Source organism: Anaeromyxobacter sp. SG17, from assembly GCF_022690695.1.
GTDB lineage: Bacteria > Myxococcota > Myxococcia > Myxococcales > Anaeromyxobacteraceae > Anaeromyxobacter > Anaeromyxobacter soli.
Genome location: NZ_JALCYX010000024.1, coordinates 23,886 through 38,807, shown reverse-complemented (window position 1 = coordinate 38,807; position 14,922 = coordinate 23,886). Strand labels below are relative to the sequence as shown.

The 14,922-nt window shown below is 74.2% G+C and carries 12 protein-coding genes; 1 reads left to right on the top strand and 11 read right to left on the bottom strand.

Translation table 11 applies throughout. The features are described from left to right. Positions 1-18: 18 nt before the first annotated feature. The 3 genes from MNY60_RS11340 to ftsY all read right to left on the bottom strand — a co-directional run bounded on the left by MNY60_RS11340 (position 19) and on the right by ftsY (position 2,783). Complete coding sequence (locus MNY60_RS11340) at positions 19-558, bottom strand: GNAT family N-acetyltransferase (RefSeq protein ID WP_242360636.1); 540 nt, start codon at positions 556-558, stop codon at positions 19-21. A 76-nt stretch (positions 559-634) separates the two neighbouring features. Further along, positions 635-1,333, bottom strand: a complete 699-nt coding sequence (locus MNY60_RS11335) for an HAD family hydrolase (protein ID WP_242339601.1) — start codon at positions 1,331-1,333, stop codon at positions 635-637. A 58-nt stretch (positions 1,334-1,391) separates the two neighbouring features. Continuing rightward, entirely contained in the window at positions 1,392-2,783 is a 1,392-nt protein-coding gene (ftsY, locus tag MNY60_RS11330; RefSeq protein ID WP_242360635.1) for a signal recognition particle-docking protein FtsY, read from the bottom strand. A gap of 570 nt (positions 2,784-3,353) precedes the next feature. On the opposite strand from ftsY, the gene MNY60_RS11325 reads away from it, so the two are divergent. Beyond that, positions 3,354-4,223: a C-GCAxxG-C-C family protein gene (locus MNY60_RS11325; RefSeq protein WP_242360634.1), complete on the top strand. Its 870-nt coding sequence runs from the start codon at positions 3,354-3,356 to the stop codon at positions 4,221-4,223. Positions 4,224-4,587: 364 nt separating this feature from the next. On the opposite strand, the gene smc is transcribed toward MNY60_RS11325, so the two are convergent. The 8 genes from smc to MNY60_RS11285 all read right to left on the bottom strand — a co-directional run bounded on the left by smc (position 4,588) and on the right by MNY60_RS11285 (position 14,922). Further along, positions 4,588-8,187 carry a chromosome segregation protein SMC gene (gene smc / locus MNY60_RS11320; protein WP_242360633.1) on the bottom strand — a complete coding sequence of 1,200 codons (3,600 nt, stop codon included), beginning with the start codon at positions 8,185-8,187 and terminating at the stop codon, positions 4,588-4,590. Between the two features lie 175 nt (positions 8,188-8,362). Beyond that, entirely contained in the window at positions 8,363-9,280 is a 918-nt protein-coding gene (gene gspN, locus MNY60_RS11315) for a type II secretion system protein GspN (RefSeq protein WP_242360632.1), read from the bottom strand. Between the two features lie 5 nt (positions 9,281-9,285). Further along, positions 9,286-9,846, bottom strand: coding sequence for a type II secretion system protein GspM (gene gspM / locus MNY60_RS11310; RefSeq protein ID WP_242339611.1), 561 nt, complete (start codon positions 9,844-9,846; stop codon positions 9,286-9,288). Next, positions 9,847-11,448, bottom strand: coding sequence for a pilus assembly protein PilM (gene pilM / locus MNY60_RS11305; protein ID WP_242360631.1), 1,602 nt, complete (start codon positions 11,446-11,448; stop codon positions 9,847-9,849). A gap of 3 nt (positions 11,449-11,451) precedes the next feature. Continuing rightward, positions 11,452-12,915: a type II secretion system protein GspK gene (locus tag MNY60_RS11300; protein WP_242360630.1), complete on the bottom strand. Its 1,464-nt coding sequence runs from the start codon at positions 12,913-12,915 to the stop codon at positions 11,452-11,454. Next, positions 12,915-13,562, bottom strand: coding sequence for a type II secretion system protein GspJ (locus MNY60_RS11295; protein WP_242360629.1), 648 nt, complete (start codon positions 13,560-13,562; stop codon positions 12,915-12,917). Before MNY60_RS11295 ends, MNY60_RS11300 begins: the two co-directional genes overlap by 1 nt. Next, positions 13,559-14,149 carry a prepilin-type N-terminal cleavage/methylation domain-containing protein gene (locus tag MNY60_RS24250; RefSeq protein WP_242339620.1) on the bottom strand — a complete coding sequence of 197 codons (591 nt, stop codon included), beginning with the start codon at positions 14,147-14,149 and terminating at the stop codon, positions 13,559-13,561. Before MNY60_RS24250 ends, MNY60_RS11295 begins: the two co-directional genes overlap by 4 nt. Next, positions 14,146-14,922 (bottom strand): Tfp pilus assembly protein FimT/FimU, encoded by a 777-nt coding sequence (locus MNY60_RS11285; protein WP_242355901.1) that lies wholly within the window; start codon positions 14,920-14,922, stop codon positions 14,146-14,148. The genes MNY60_RS24250 and MNY60_RS11285 overlap by 4 nt, the downstream gene beginning before the upstream one ends.

The window sequence follows — 14,922 nt, the reverse complement described above, 5'->3', positions numbered from 1 at the left end:
AGCGCGCCCGGGGGCGGGTCAGCTCACCTCGACGAACGGCCGCTCGTACACGGCGACGCCGCCGTCGAGGCGCCCGATCTCGCCGAACCCGATCCGCTCCCAGAACGCCTGCGCTCCGGGGTTCTCGTCGCCGACCGAGCAGCGGAGCGCGGTGAAGCCGGCGCGCTGCAGGGCGTGCTCCAGGGCCGCGACGGTCTCCTTCCCGTAGCCGATGCCCTGGCACGACTCGCGGAACAGCAGGAGCCCCACGTGCGCGACGCCGGGCTCGGGGTGGTGGAGGTACAGGTCGAGCACCCCGACCGCCGCGCCGCCGCTGTGCGGCACGAGGCAGTACACGCGCCTGGCGTCGTCCGCCTCCGCCTCCTCGACGAGCCGCAGCGCCGCGTCCGGCTCGGGCAGGCGGCCCTCGGTGCGCTGGAAGTAGTCGGTGGCGCCCTCCAGGCAGGCCTGCAGCTCCGCGACGTGCGAGCGATCGACGGGGACGGCGCGGAGGCGCGGACCGTCGATCGGCGGGAGGAGCTGTCGCGTGGGAGCGGCGGGGGACGTGCGCCTCGCCATTGGGGGTCCCTCTCTCGAACCGGCCATACCCCGGGCCGCGCGGGCCGGTCAAGGCGCGGCCCCGCCCGGCGCCGGCTCACCCGAGCAGCAGCCGGAGCGCGGCGGGATCCTCGAGCGTGGCCGACACGTGGTCCGCGCCGCACGCCGCGAGCTCCCCGGCGGCATAGCGCCCGGTCGCCACCGCGAGCACCGGGCAGCCGACGTGCCGCGCCGCCGCCACGTCGCGGGGCGTGTCACCGACGACGAGCGCCTCGCGCGCGTGCACGGCGCGACCGAGGCGTGCCGAGGCCCGGGCGAGCGCCGCAGCCACCACCCGCTCGCGCGCCTCGCCGTCATGGGCGAAGCCGCCGATCGCCCCGGGGCCCCACTCGAAGTGGTGGTCGAGCGCGCCGCGGGCGAGCTTCACGCGGGCGCCGTCCACGAGGTTCCCCGTGCAGAGGCCGAACGGGAGCGCCCGCGCGCGCAGCGCCTCGAGCAGCGACGCGACCCCGGGGAGCACCTCGTAGCGCGGGTCGGCGATCTCCTCGCGCAGGTGGGACAGGTAGCGTTCGAGGACGCCGTCGCACGCCGCGTCCGAGAACCCGTGGCCGAGGAGGCCGAGCGCCTCGCGCACGATGAGCCGGTCGGTCATCCCGTCGAGGCGGAGGCCCGCGAGGCGACCGGCGAGCGGACCGCAGCGCTCCTCGAGCGCGCGCTCCAGGGCGCGGCGTCCCGCCCCGCCCGCGGAGACGAGCGTGCCGTCGATGTCGAAGAGGATGACCGCGAAGGGCTGCATGAGCATCTCCGACGAGCTTGGCCTGGTCAGTGCTCAGCGAGCGAGCCGCCGCCCCGTTCTAATCAAACAGCGCCTCGACGAACTCGCCGGGCAGGAAGGGCCGCAGGTCCGCGACGCTCTCGCCGACGCCCACGTAGCGTACCGGGATCCCGAGCTCGTCGCAGATGCCGATGACGACGCCGCCCTTGGCGGTGCCGTCGAGCTTCGTGAGCACGATGCCGGTGACGCCGAGCGCCTCGTGGAACTGGCGCGCCTGCGCGATGGCGTTCTGGCCGTTCGTGGAGTCGAGCACGAGCAGCACCTCGTGCGGCGCGCCCTCGGCGGCCTTGCCGATGACGCGCTTCACCTTCTTCAGCTCCTCCATGAGCGGCGCCTTCGTGTGGAGGCGCCCGGCGGTGTCGCACAGCACGACGTCCATGCCGTCCTGCGCGCCGCGCTGCACCGCCTCGAAGCAGACGCTCGCCGGATCGGCGCCTTCCTTGCCGCGCACGATGGGCGCGCCCACGCGCTCCGCCCAGATCTCGAGCTGCTCGCCTGCCGCGGCGCGGAACGTGTCGCCCGCGCCGAGGAGGACCCGCTTCCCGTCCCCCTGGAGCTTCGAGGCGAGCTTGCCGATGGTGGTCGTCTTCCCCGAGCCGTTCACGCCCACGACCATCACCACCCACGGGCGCGCCGCCCCGAGCTCGAGCGGGCGCGCCGCGGAGGGATCGCCGCCCAGCGCCAGGATGCGCGCGATCTCCTCGCGCAGCGCGTCCTTCAGCCGCTCGGGATCCGAGAGCTCGCGCCGCCGGACCTTCTCGCGGGCGGACTCGAGGAGCTTCGTCGCGGTCTTCACGCCGATGTCGGCGGTGAACAGCACCTCCTCGAGATCGGCGAGGACGGAGTCGTCGACGAGCCGCCCGCCCGAGAACAGGGCGTTGAGCCGCGCCATGAAGCCGCCGCGCGTCTTCTCGAGCCCGGCGGCGAGCGTCTTGCCCGCCTCGGCCTCCGCGCGCCGCCGGCGCTCCTCCTCCTCGCGGCGCTTCGCCTCCTCGGCCTCGCGCGCGGCGCGCGCCGCCTCCTCTCGCGCCCTCGCCTCGGCCTCCTCGCGCTCGCGCTGCCTGCGCTCACGCTCGAGCCGCTCCGTCTCCTTCTTGCGGCGGTAGTCCTCCTTCTTGCGCGCCTCCTCCGCCTCGCGGGGCAGGCCGGGCTCGCCGCGCGGCGCGGGCACCTGCGGCGGCGGGGCGACGGGCGGCGGCAGCTTCGCCGACAGGGGCGGGAGCGCCTCCGGGCCGGTGAGCTCGCGCTCGATCTCGTCGGCCGGGACGGGCGGCCCCGGCGGCGGCCGGCGGCGGCGCGCGATCCGGATCGCGGCGACCACGACGAGGAGGGCGAGGAGGACGACGATCGCGATGGCGATCCAGTCGTTCGGGGTCAGCGTCTCGAGGAAGGACGGGGGACGCGGCGGCACGCGGGGCTCCGTTCGAGCTTTGGGGGCGGAAGCCTCCGGCCCCCGGACTCCGCGCGCCCCGGGGCGGCTCGTCCGCCGGACCCGGCGCGCGCCAGGAAAGTCGGCACTCTATAGAGGCCGGCGGAACGGCGTGTCAACGCGCAGCCCTCCGGCGGAGCTTTCCCGACGCCGCGAAATCGGTTCGCGCCTCCCCCGGTAAGGCAAGGCCGGAGGTCCCCGGGAGCGTGCGACCGCCCAGCGCAGACGGCGGCGCAGTCGTGACATGAAATCAACTCGGAGCGCGGTCGCTCGCCGCAGTGGCCGCGCGGCGGCGCGCGGGCGCGGCGGTCTGTCGCGAAATCACGAGCCAGACGCATCGTTTACGCAGGGCGTTAACCCTTCCCTCGAAGGTCAGCGCGATCTCCCCGGGCCGGCGCGGGGTTACGGATTCTTCAGCGAAATCATTGACTTAACGCCGGGGCCGTCCGGTACGGTCGCGAACGGCGTGTCGACTGATCCCGCCGCTGCCATCAAAGACCGCGCGAGGCGCGGCACGCCGGACTCAACTCGCAGTCATCGAAGGAGCTCATCGTGACCAAGGAACTCTCCCGTAGAAACCTGCTGGGTCGCGCCGGCCTCGCGCTCGGCGGCGCCGTGACGCTCGGCGTCCTTCAGGCCTGCGGCTCGGACTCGGACCCGGCCCCGCAGCAGACGCCGCAGGAGCCGGCGGGACCGCAGGTCGCCGACTTCCCGTACGAGCAGCACCTTCCTGCCGGGTACCGGCTCGATCCGACGCCGATCCGCGAGGCCGCGTACCAGGGGTACTACGCCGGAGGCTGCTGCCACGGCGCGTACAGCGCTCTCCTGGGCCACCTCGCCCAGACCGCCGGCGCGCCGTTCACGCTGCTCCCGCTCGACTTCGGCAAGTTCGGCGGAGGCGGGATCGCCAGCTACGGCAGCATCTGCGGCGCCCTCCTCGGCAGCGTGCTCGTGACGAACATGGTGGTCGCCGACGCGACCGCGCGCGCGGCGATCATGACCGACCTCATGCGCTGGTACGAGGGCGCGAGCTTCCCGCAGTACACCCCGCAGGCCGTGAACGCGGGCGAGACCGGGCTCGTGAAGGACTTCAGCGCGGGGAACCTCGTGAACCTGCAGCAGGTCCCCGGCGCGCACCTGTGCCACGCGTCGGTGTCCGGCTGGTGCGCCGCGAACGGCGTCTCCGCGACGGGCGCGGACAAGAAGGCGCGCTGCGCCCGCCTCACGGCGGACGTCGCCGGGAAGGTGGCCGAGCTGCTCAACACCTACCTCGAGACGAAGGCGTTCACGGCGGCGCCCATCGACGACGCGTCGAAGACGTGCCTCGTGTGCCACCCGGGCACCAGCACGACGGAGCCCGTGGCGAGCGGCATGACCTGCACGACCTGCCACTCCGACAAGGCGACGGGGCACCCGATGTAGACACGGGGGCTGCGCCCCCGCCCCGCCGACGGCTGGCCGCCGTCGTCGGGGTCCCCCCCCCTGCTCGGCGGGTCCCGTGAACGGTCGCGCCCGCGTTCGCGGGCTCGCGACCGTTCCCCGCCGGAGGGGCTTCGCCCCTCCCGCGCGTTGCGCGGGGCCCTCCCGCGAACGCCGGCCGCCGTCGTCGGGGTCCCCACCCCTGCTCGGCGGGTCCCGTGAACGGTCGCGCCCGCGTTCGCGGGCTCGCGACCGTTCCCCGCCTGAGGGGCTTCGCCCCTCCCGCGCGCTGCGCGGGGCCCTCCCGCGAACGCCGGCCGCCGTCGCCGGGGGCCCTGGCAGCTGCGCGGCTGCGCGACGGTGACGTTCAGGCCGCGGCGGCTTCCTTGGTGCGCTCGGAGAGCCGGACGGAGACGAGCTTCGAGACGCCCGGCTCCTGCATGGTGACCCCGTAGAGCGTGTCCACCATCTCCATCGTGCGCTTGTTGTGCGTGATGAGGATGAACTGCGAGGTCTTCGACATCTCCTTCACCATCTCGTTGTAGCGGCCGACGTTCGCGTCGTCGAGCGGCGCGTCGACCTCGTCGAGGAGGCAGAACGGCGTCGGCTTGATGAGGAAGATGGCGAAGATGAGCGACACGGCGGTGAGCGCCTTCTCGCCGCCGGAGAGCAGGTTCACGCTCTGCAGCTTCTTGCCCGGCGGCTGCGAGAAGATCTCGACGCCCGCCTCCCCGTCGCCGTCCGCCTGCGTGAGCACGAGCCCGGCGCGGCCGCCGTTGAACAGGCGCGGGAAGACCGCCTGGAACTTCTCGTTCACGAGGTCGAACGTCTCCTGGAAGCGCTCGCGCGAGGCGCGGTTGATCTTCACGATGGCGGCCTTGAGATCGGCGAGCGAGCGCTCGAGGTCCGCCTTCTGGGTGCTCATGAACTCGTGGCGGCGGGCGAGGTCGTCGTACTCCTCGATCGCGGTCAGGTTGATGGCGCCCATCCGCTCGGACTGCGCCTTCAGCTCGTCGAGCCGCTCGCGCTCTGCCTCGCCCGGCGGCCGCTCCAGGTGGAAGCGCGCCACCTCCCACTTGAGCTCCGCCTGGCACCGCTCGCGCGTCTGCTCCTCGAGGTGGGTGAGCTCGAGGGCGTGCTCGCGCGCCGTGAGCGCCGCCTCGCCCATCGCGCTCCGGGCCGTCTCGGCACGGGTGCGGAGCTCGCGGGCCTCGGCCTCGCGGGCGCGCGAGGCGGCGGCGCGCCCCTCGTGCTCGGCGCGGGCCCGGGAGAGCTCCTCCCGGACGCCGGCGAGGTCCTGCGACAGGCGGTCGAGATCGACGCGCGTGCCGTCCAGCCGGCTGCGCAGCTCGGCCGCGCGCGCGTTCGCCTCGGACAGCGCCGCGAAGAGGCGCGCCCGCCGCTCGTCCACCTCGCGGCGCGCGTCGTCGATGCGCTTCAGCGCGGCGCCGATCCCCTCGCGGCGCTCGGCGTCGGCGGCGACCTTCACCTTGAGGTTCATCAGCTCGGCGGTGAGGACGTCGCCGCGCTGGCGGGTCTGCTCGAGCCGGAGGACGGCGTCGCGGGCGCGCTCCTCGGCGCGCGAGACCTCCGCCTCGGCGGTCGCGGCGGCGACGCGGTGCTCCTCCTCCTCGCGCGAGAACGCCGCGAGCGTCTCCTCGAGCTGCGAGCGCTCGATCTCGAGGGCGCCCATCCGCTCGCCCACGCGCTCGAGCTCCTCGCCGACGCGGGCGAGATCCTTCTCCTGGTCGAGGAGCGCGAGCTCCTTCTCGCGGCCGTCCTTGTCGAGGCTCTTCAGCGCCGCCTCGAGCTGGAGGAGGCGCGCCTGCAGGGTGCGGTGCCGCTCCTGCGCCAGCGAGAAGTCCGCTTCGAAGCCGCGGACGACGTCCTCGAGCTCCTGCGCCTCGCGCCGCCGCTGCAGCGCGCCGTGCCCCTCGCCCTCCAGCGGGCCGCCGGTGACGACGCCGTAGGGGTCCAGCACCTCGCCGTCGAGCGTCACGAGCGTCCGCTTGTCGCCGCTCTGCTGCCAGAGCTCGAGCGCGGCGGGGAGGTCGCGCACGATGAGCGCGTCGCCGAGCAGGAAGCGGACGACCTTCTCGTACGAGGACTCGAAGCGGATGACGTCGAGGCAGCTCGCGACGACCCCGGGGTGGCCGCCGAGGTCCGGCGCGGGGCCGGCCGTGGCCGCGTCGCGCAGGCGCGCCATCGGGATGAGGGAGGCGCGCCCCTCGGCGGCGGACTTCAGGTAGTCGATCGCCTCGACGCCCTGGGAGTGACTCTCGACGATGACGTACTGGAGCCGCTCGCCCAGCACCGCCTCGATGGCGTTCTCGTACTCGGCCGGCGCGGACACGACGTCGGCGACGAGGCCGAAGACGCCGCGGTCGCGCGCCTCCGCCTGGCCGGCGCGGGTCATGAGGCTCCGCACCCCGCGGCCGTAGCCCTCGTAGTTGCGGACGATCTCGAGGAGGCTGTTGAGGCGCGAGCGCTTGTCGGCGAGCTCCTCGCGGATCGTGATGAGCCGCGCCTCGTTCTGGATGAACTCGGCCCGCGTCCGCTCGAGCATCTCCTCCTGCGCGCCGCGCTGCTCGTCGAGCCGGAGCTTGAGCTGGCGGGTCTGGCCGAGCTTCTCGACGAAGCGCGAGCGCGAGCCGTCGAGCTGGGAGGCGCGCTGGGCGAGGTCGTCGGCCTCGCCGCGGTTCTTCTGGATGCGGCCGCGGAGGTCGAGCCGCTGCCGCTCGAGCTGCGCGAGCTGGCTCTTGTGGCTGGTCGCCTCGGAGAGCGCGGCCCCGGCCGCGGCGCGCGCCCGATCCGCCTCGCCCTGCAGCGCGCCCTGCTCGCGGCCCGCGTCGCGGAGCGCGGCCTCGGCGTCCACGAGCCGGGTCTCGTCGGTGGTGACGAGCGACTGGAGATCGTCGCGCTGCTGGAGGAGCGCCTCGCGCTCCTGCGCGAGCGCCTCCGCCTGCGCCTTCAGCGCCTCGACCTCGGCGGCCTGCGCGCGCGTTCGCTCCGCGATCTGCTCGAGCTCGCGCGCGGCGGCCTCGACCGAGACCTCGGAGACCCGCGCCTGGCTCTCGAGCGCGTGCTCCTTGGCGCCGAGCTCGGCGAGGCGCCCCTCGCTCTCGGCGAGCAGCGCACGATCGCCGTCGATCCCGCCGTCGAGCTCGGCGAGGCGCGCCACGACCTCGGCCTCCTCGGCCTTGAGCGTCGCGTGGCGATCCTCGGCGGCGCGGCGGGTCGCGGTGAGCTCGAGGTAGCGCGCAGCCGCCGACCGGAGCTCGAGCTCCCGGATCTGCGCGCGCAGGGCCTTGTACTTCTCCGCCTTGCGCGCCTGGCGGTTCAGGCTCTCGAGCTGCTTGCCGAGCTCCTGCACGATGTCCGCGACGCGCAGCATGTTCTGCTGCGTCGCCTCCATCTTCCGCTCCGCCGCCTCGCGCCGCTTCTTGTACTTCGTGATGCCGGCGGCCTCCTCGATGATCGCCCGCCGGTCCTCGGGGCGGGCGGACACGATCTGGCCGATGCGGCCCTGCTCGATGATCGAGTACGCGGTCCGGCCGACGCCCGAGCCGAAGAAGATGTCGTTCACGTCGAGCAGCCGCGACTGCACGCCGTTCACGAGGTACTCGGACTCGCCGCTGCGGAACAGGCGGCGCCCGACGGTGATCTCGGAGTACCCCTGGTACTGGGTCGGCAGCTCGCTCGGGCGGTCGTTCTCGAAGGTGAGCAGTACCTCCGCCATGGAGAGGGGCGGCTTCGTCTCCGAGCCGTTGAAGATCACGTCCTCCATCGAGCGGCCGCGCAGGTGCCGGGCGGACTGCTCGCCGAGCACCCAGCGGATCGCGTCCGCGACGTTGGACTTCCCGCACCCATTTGGGCCGACAACGCCGGTGACGCCCTCGTCGAAGGCGACCACGGTCTTGTCCATGAACGACTTGAAGCCGACGATGTCGAGCCGCCGGATGCGCATGGCGAACCCGATATCACGACCCCATGGGCGGCTTCAAGGGAAGCCCTTGATCAGAGGGAGGTTTTCCCCCAGTCCGGCCCGGACCAGGTGGGGCCCGGGTCCGATTTCGCCCATGAGAACGCGGCGTTGCGTGACGAGGCATGTATCGCCACGCCGCCAGGCGCTCGAAGGCTGGCTACTGGCCCCCCTGGACGGGCCGGAGCTGCGGCCTCGAGACGCTCCCGGCGATCTGGAAGTTCCAGGCGCCGTCGCGACCGCGCGAGGAGGCGAGGGCCGCCTCGGCGACCCCCTTGAACGCCTGCGTCTCGCGGCGCGCCCAGAAGGCGTCCTTCACCTTGAGCTTCGCCTTGCCGGAGATGGGGGCGTACTCGATGCGCGGCTGCAGCACGGCGTAGAGCCCGTCGGCCGTGAAGTCCGCGTCGCCGCCTCTCGCCTCGAGCTTCTCGAAGGTGGCCTTCCCCTGGTCGAGCTTCACCGCCGCGACGAGCTCGCCGAGCCCGAGCTTCGGGAGGGCGAGGCCGCTCGTCATCCCGGGGACCGGGAGCTGCCCGCCGTTCACGCCGGCCTCCGTCACCGTCACGTCGATCCGGCCCTTCGGCTGTCCGTTCGGCGCGGCGGGCACCGTCAGCGCCACCTTGCCCGAGAGCTTCCCGGTGAGGTCGAGGCCCGAGGCCTTGCGGAGCGGCAGCGCGCGCGAGAGGTCCACGCCCCGGGCCGCGAGGGCGATCTCCCGCTCGTCGCCGGACAGGTCTGCCGTCCCCTCCACCTCGCCGTCGTAGAGCCGCGCGTCGAACGCGACGCTGCGCCTGCCCGTGAGGAGCGGCAGGAGCCTGAGCGACGCGGTGAGCTCGTCGAGCGGGACCTTGAGGCCGGAGGCGGCCTCGACGGTCACGCCCTCCGCGTGGATCCCGGCGATCCCGCCCGGCCCCACGTCGGCCATGTCGACCTGCCAGCCGCGCGCCGCGGCCTCGAGGACGATGCGCTGCTTCACCGCGTCGGCGGGGAAGGTGAGGCGGAGGGCGAGGAGGAAGGCGGCGAAGGTGAACGCGCCGTAGAGGAGGCGCGGGCGCCAGCGGTTCCAGTCGATCGTCATGGCGCTCAGGTCCGGAGCTGGTACGTGGAGACGACGAGGGTGGCGTCGACGAGGGCCGGATCGTCCGAGCGGGTGGAGACCCGGATCCGCCGGACCTTGACCACGCCGGCGCCGCGCTCGAGCGACTGGAGGAGGCGCGCGAGCCGGGGGAGATCGATGCGGGCGAGGTTCACCTCCACCGACTCCTCGCGGATCCCCTCGAGGTCGGCCGGCGCGCCCGTCGGCCGCAGGTCGTTCACCTCGATCCCGAGCGCCGCGCCCGCCTGGGAGATGTGGCTCATGAGCTGGATGGGCTGGCCCTTGAGGCGCGCCTCCAGGGCGCTGCGCTCCGCCTGGTTGCGGCGGTAGCCCTCGGCCAGCTTGCCGAACTGCGACATCACCTTGGTCTTCTGGTCGATGCGCTCCTCGCGGGCCGCCATGCCCGAGGAGATCTGGAACGAGACGAGCCAGACGACGAACGCGACCACCGCCACCGCCGCGGCGGTCACCATCACGCGCTCGCGCTGAGACAGCTTGGCGAGCCACGCCTCCGCGTCGGCGCGGAGCTTCCGGAGCCGCTCCAGCATCTATCCCCTCCCGCCCGGCGCCGCCGGGCCCGACTCGAGGCAGGTGATCCCCGCGTCGATGGAGAACTCGAACTTCCCGTCGGACCCGCGCCGGCGCGCGCCGCCGGAGCGCGCGTCGCCGAAGCACCGCGAGGCCTGCAGCGCCGAGACGATCTTGTCGACGTTCTCGGCGGCGTCGGTCGTGCCCTGGAGGTGGAGCTTGTCCTTCGTGACCTCCATGCGGTCGAGGCGGAGCGGCACGTCCGGCACGCGCTGCGCGAGCTCGGCGAACACCTCGACCGCGGAGACCCGCGGGATGGCCGCGCCGGGCGTCCCGCGGCCGCGCAGGATGGCCTGCGCCTCCTCGAAGCTCGCGTAGCACTTGCCGAGGATGCGCTGCTCCGACGCGCACAGCGCGTCGTCGAGCGCCTTCTCCTGCCGGGCGAGCGCGAAGAGCCGCACGCCCGAGCTCATCACGGCGAGCAGGACGAGCAGCGCCGCGAACACGCCGAGGCGCGTGACCTTCCCCTTCACGTGCTCGAAGTCGCGCGTGTAGGCGAGCGCGCCCCGGCGCAGGTTGAGGCGCGGCGCGCGCGCGCCCTGGTGGCCGCGCAGCGCGAGGGCCAGGGCGAGCGCGAGGCCGGGCGCGTCCTCGGGCGCGACCCGCTCGGCGGCGGGGCCGGCGAGCTCGAGCGGCCCGATCGCCCCCTCCGCCTCCGGCGCGACCGCCTCCGCGAGCGCGGGGAGGCGGGCGAGCTCGCCGCAGAGGACGAACCGCCGGACCGGGCGCGCGCCGGCGCGCGCGCGCCACGCCCGGAGCGTCGCGCGCAGCTCGCGCACGAGGGGGGCGAGCGCGCGGGGCAGCGCCTCGTCGACGCGGGGGTCGCGGGCGTCGCGGGAGACGACCGCCGCGAGGGCGTCGGCCTCGGAGAGCCCGAGGTCGCGGCTCACGACGCGGGCGAGGTGGGCCGCGCCGAACGGGAACGTGCGCGCCGCCTCGGCCAGGCCGCCCGCGACGACGCACACGCTCGTCCGCTCGTGCCCGACGTCGAGGATCAGGTCCGCGGGGACGAGCGCGCCGGGCTCGGCGGGCGGCGCCTCCTCGCCGGCCACCGCGCCCGTCGCGAAGAGCGCCGCGTACGCCGGGCCGGCCGGCACGACGGCGCGCGGGTCGACGCCTGCGTCCCCGAGCGCGGCCACGAGCGCGGCGAGCTCCTCCTTGCGGACGACTGCGACGTGGAGGTCGGTCTTGCCGTCGTGCGCGTGGAGCGGCTGCCAGTCCCACGCGACGTCCTCGAGATCGAACGGGATCTGCCCCTCCACCTCGAACCCCACGGTCTGCTCGATCCGGCGCGGGTCCGTGAAGGGGAGGGTGAGCACGTGCGAGGAGGCGGCCGCGCCCGGGAACGCGGTGATCACCGCGTCGGGCCGCCAGCCGCGCTCCGCGAGCAGCGCGCGCACGGCCTCCGCCTGCCGCGCCACGAGGGGCGGGCCGCCCTCCGTCGCCGCCTGCACCGGCACGCGCGCCGTGTCCACCACGGCGTAGCCGCGGTAGGTGCTGTCGAGCAGCACCCCCTTCACCGCGTGGGCCCCGAGATCGAGGCCGAGGTTCCTCTGCGCCATCCGTCACTCCTCGCGCCAGCGCAGGAACCGGCTCGGCTTCACGCCGGTGGCGGCCGTCTGGAGCTGTTGCGCCTGGGTCTGCAGCTGCGCCAGCGCCTGGGCCTGAGCGGGGTCCTGGCCCTGGAGCGGCGCCTGCGTCTGCGTCTGCGTATCGCGGTTCTGGCTCGGATCGAAGCTCACGACCGCGTCGACGCTCTTCGTCACCGCGCCGGCGGTGCCGGCCGAGCGGATGCGGAACACGTACGAACGGTCCGTGAGGAACTGCTTGCCGCTCGACGGGGAGAGGGCGGCGGTGTTGACGCTCACCTGGAGCCCCCTCACGATCTCGGCGAACTGGAGCGGCGTGATCGTCATGAGGCCGTTCTGGGTCAGGTCGGCGATGGCCTTCTGGAGCTTCGCGCCGAACTCCGGGTCGAGCAGGAACGGCTGGGAGGGCGGATCGGCGATGAGCCGCGCCAGCTCGACGAGGTCGCGCCGGTCGAGGGTGTTCACGTTCCGCGGGGCCTCCACGGGGAGGTACACCGTGAGACGGTCGCCGAACGCCGCCATGAACACGTCGGAGACGCCCGCGACGAGGTACAGCTCCTCGATGGAGTCGAGCCGCGCGTTCTTCGCCCGGTAGCGATCCTCGCCCTTGTCGTAGGGGAAGTTCTCGTCGCCGAAGCCCGGCTCGAACGGCGGGTCCCCGGCCTCCATGAGGCAGGCCGCGCCGGGGAAGCCCGCGACGAGCGACGACGAGACCTTGTCGTCGTCGATCCAGTCGCGCAGGTGGACGATGAGGTCCTGGCGGCTCGTGCGGACCCCGTTCGCGTCCTCGCGCTCGAAGATCCGATCGAAGCGCGGATCGCAGATGAGCTGGTAGAGCCCCTGCACCTGCATGCGCGCCGGGCCGCTGATCTCGCGCGCGTCGAGCTGGGCGTTCACCTTGCGCCCCTCGTCCTCGATCTTGGCCTCGAACGCTCCCTCGAACTCGCCGAACGCCGCCGGCGGCCGCACGCCGCCCGCCGCCCCGGCCGGCGAGGCTCCCGCCGCCGGAGCCTCCGGGCCGGCTCCGCCGAACAGCGACTGCACGAGCGTCGAGCTCACCGGCACCGCGCTCCAGATCTGCGGTCGCGGGCAGGCGGCGGCCGGCGGGTTCGCGCCGCCGGGCCGCTGCTGCTGGCCCGCCGGCGTGCGCGCGCCGGGCAGCCCCTGCCCGAGGAGCCCGCACGCGGCGCCCGCCGCGTCGTCGAGCTGCTGCTGGAAGCCGAGCACCATCCGCGACAGCGCGACGCCGCTCTTCGCGAGGTAGGTGGCGCGCAGCTCGTCGCGCGCGTTCGCGGCGATCTCGAGCGAGACGCGGCTCTCGTAGGCGAGGTTCGCCGCGAGCGCGGTGAGGATCGCGACCGAGACGATCACGACGAGGAGCGCCGCCCCTCGCTCCCCGCCGCCGGGCCGCCCGCGGCCCGCTGTCGTGCGCGCGCGCATCAGAAGTCGAGCGGCCGCGAGATCGCGATCCGCGCCTCCGTCGAGAGCTTCTCGGTCCGTCCGTCGGGCAGCTTCGTCTCGAGCTCGATCCGCACGCGCTCGGGCAGCTCGCTCTCGTGCTCCGTGGCGCGCGTCGACCACTCGCGCACCCACTCCTTGCGCTTCGGGTCCCAGTAGCCCAGCCGGAAGGCGGTGATCCGGTCCGCCACGACGTCCTTGCGGCCGCCGCGCTCCGGGTCGGCGTCGACGCGCGGCTTGGAGCGCCGGAACAGCGCCTCCTCGCCGGCGTGGTCCGGGTCCGCCTCCAGCACGTACTCGACCACCGCCTCGTCCGACTCCTTCACGTCGGGCGACACCCGCTCGTGCGCGAGCGTCGCGAAGAGCACCTGGTCCTCGCGGCCGCGGAACAGGGTGGGGCGCTCCCGGTACTCGTTCCGGTCGTAGTGATCGGACAGGTACGCCATGGTGAGCTCTCGCGAGAGCCGCGTCAGCGCGACGCGCACGGCGGCGTAGCGCTCGGCCTGGCCGCGGACGATCTCCGAGGCGCGGTCCACCTGGCGGAAGCTGCCCACCGTCATGGCGCCGATGATGGCGGTGATCGCGATGGCGATCATCACCTCGACGAGCGTGAAGCCCGCGTTCCTCACGCGCCGGGCTCCCGGGGCGCGAGCACCACCATGTGCGTCACCACCGTGAAGGACTCGTCGCGCTTGCCGTCCTTCCACGCCACCTTGAGCCGCACCTCGCGCACGCCCTTCTTGATCTGCTCGCCGAGCTGGGTGATCGGCGCCTGGAGCCCCTGCGCCAGGGCGCCCGCGCCCGGGCCGACGGTCTTCGGCCCGCCCTTGCCGGCCTGCGGCGCGGCGGCGGCGAGGAGGTCCTCGAGCGCGCCCTCGCCGCCGGTGAGCATCTGCAGGATCCGCTCGGCGGAGAGCTCCACCTGCGGCTTCACCACCTCGGTCGACCAGCGCACCTCGGGGTGGCCGGCGTCCTCGAACGTCCCCTCCGCGCTCTCGTCGAAGTCGCGGAAGCCCTTCCGCTCGTACTCCGACTCGAGCTCCACCATCTTGCCGCGCGCGAGCAGCGTCGCGACCTCGAGCTGGCGCGCGCGCACGTGGTTGCGCAGCGAGCCGCCGACGATCTCGGAGACGGTGAGCAGCGCCGCGGCGAGGATCGCGAGCGCGATCATCACCTCGAGCAGCGTGAAGCCGCGCCTCGCGGCCCGGCGGGTCACTCCTTCACCTCCACGTCGCCGGGCACGACACGCGCGCGGCCGGTGAACGGCTCGAGCACGATCGTGTAGCGGTTCGAGCCGTCGACGATCGGCACGTAGGCGCGCTGCGCCTGCCCGCCCGCGAAGAACTTGACGTAGGCCTTCCCCTCCTCGATCGCGCCGCGCCGCCCCTCGACCCTCACCGGGCCGAACCGGGCGCTCCCGGGCAGCGCGTGCTTCTTCACGACCCGGTCCGGGAGCCCGCCGAGCTCGGTCCGCGCGAGGAGGCGCCGCATCTCCTCGTCGCGCTCGTCCGGGAAGCGCTCCTCGAGCGACTCGGCCCCCTCGCCCTCTCCGGCGGCCGCCGCCGCGCGCGCGCTCCCGGCCCGCCCCGTGCCGCAGTCCGCCCACCACGCCGCGCCGTCGAGGTCGAGCGTGAGGGCGCACCGCGCGTGCCGCAGCGCGGCCATGTCGAAGAGCGCGCGCATCGACCCGGCGAGCTCGCCCGCGGCCTTCCGGGCGTTCGCGCCGGAGACGGACTGGAGGGCGGGCACCACGAAGGTGGTCGCGAGCGCGATCACCCCGAGGACGATGAGCAGCTCGACGAGCGTGAACCCCCGCTGCGCTCGCGCGCGCGCCGCCATGCCGCGAGCGCAGGCGCAGCCGGACGAGGCTGCGCCGGAGCGAGCCGGCGGTCCGAGGGGCGCGTCGCGTGCGCCCACCAGCCAGAAGACCGGCTTCGCCGCCATCGCATCGGCGCCCCGGAGGGCGCGCTTCGCGCGTGAGGTGCTCAC

What these genes read in the sequence shown, in the direction of transcription:
- MNY60_RS11335 (WP_242339601.1), bottom strand. Translation starts at nt 1,333, where the DNA reads ATGCAGCCCTTCGCGGTCATCCTCTTCGACATCGACGGCACGCTCGTC.
- MNY60_RS11300 (WP_242360630.1), bottom strand. Translation starts at nt 12,915, where the DNA reads ATGCGCGCGCGCACGACAGCGGGCCGCGGGCGGCCCGGCGGCGGGGAG.
- MNY60_RS11340 (WP_242360636.1), bottom strand. Translation starts at nt 558, where the DNA reads ATGGCGAGGCGCACGTCCCCCGCCGCTCCCACGCGACAGCTCCTCCCG.
- gspM (WP_242339611.1), bottom strand. Translation starts at nt 9,846, where the DNA reads ATGCTGGAGCGGCTCCGGAAGCTCCGCGCCGACGCGGAGGCGTGGCTC.
- gspN (WP_242360632.1), bottom strand. Translation starts at nt 9,280, where the DNA reads ATGACGATCGACTGGAACCGCTGGCGCCCGCGCCTCCTCTACGGCGCG.
- pilM (WP_242360631.1), bottom strand. Translation starts at nt 11,448, where the DNA reads ATGGCGCAGAGGAACCTCGGCCTCGATCTCGGGGCCCACGCGGTGAAG.
- smc (WP_242360633.1), bottom strand. Translation starts at nt 8,187, where the DNA reads ATGCGCATCCGGCGGCTCGACATCGTCGGCTTCAAGTCGTTCATGGAC.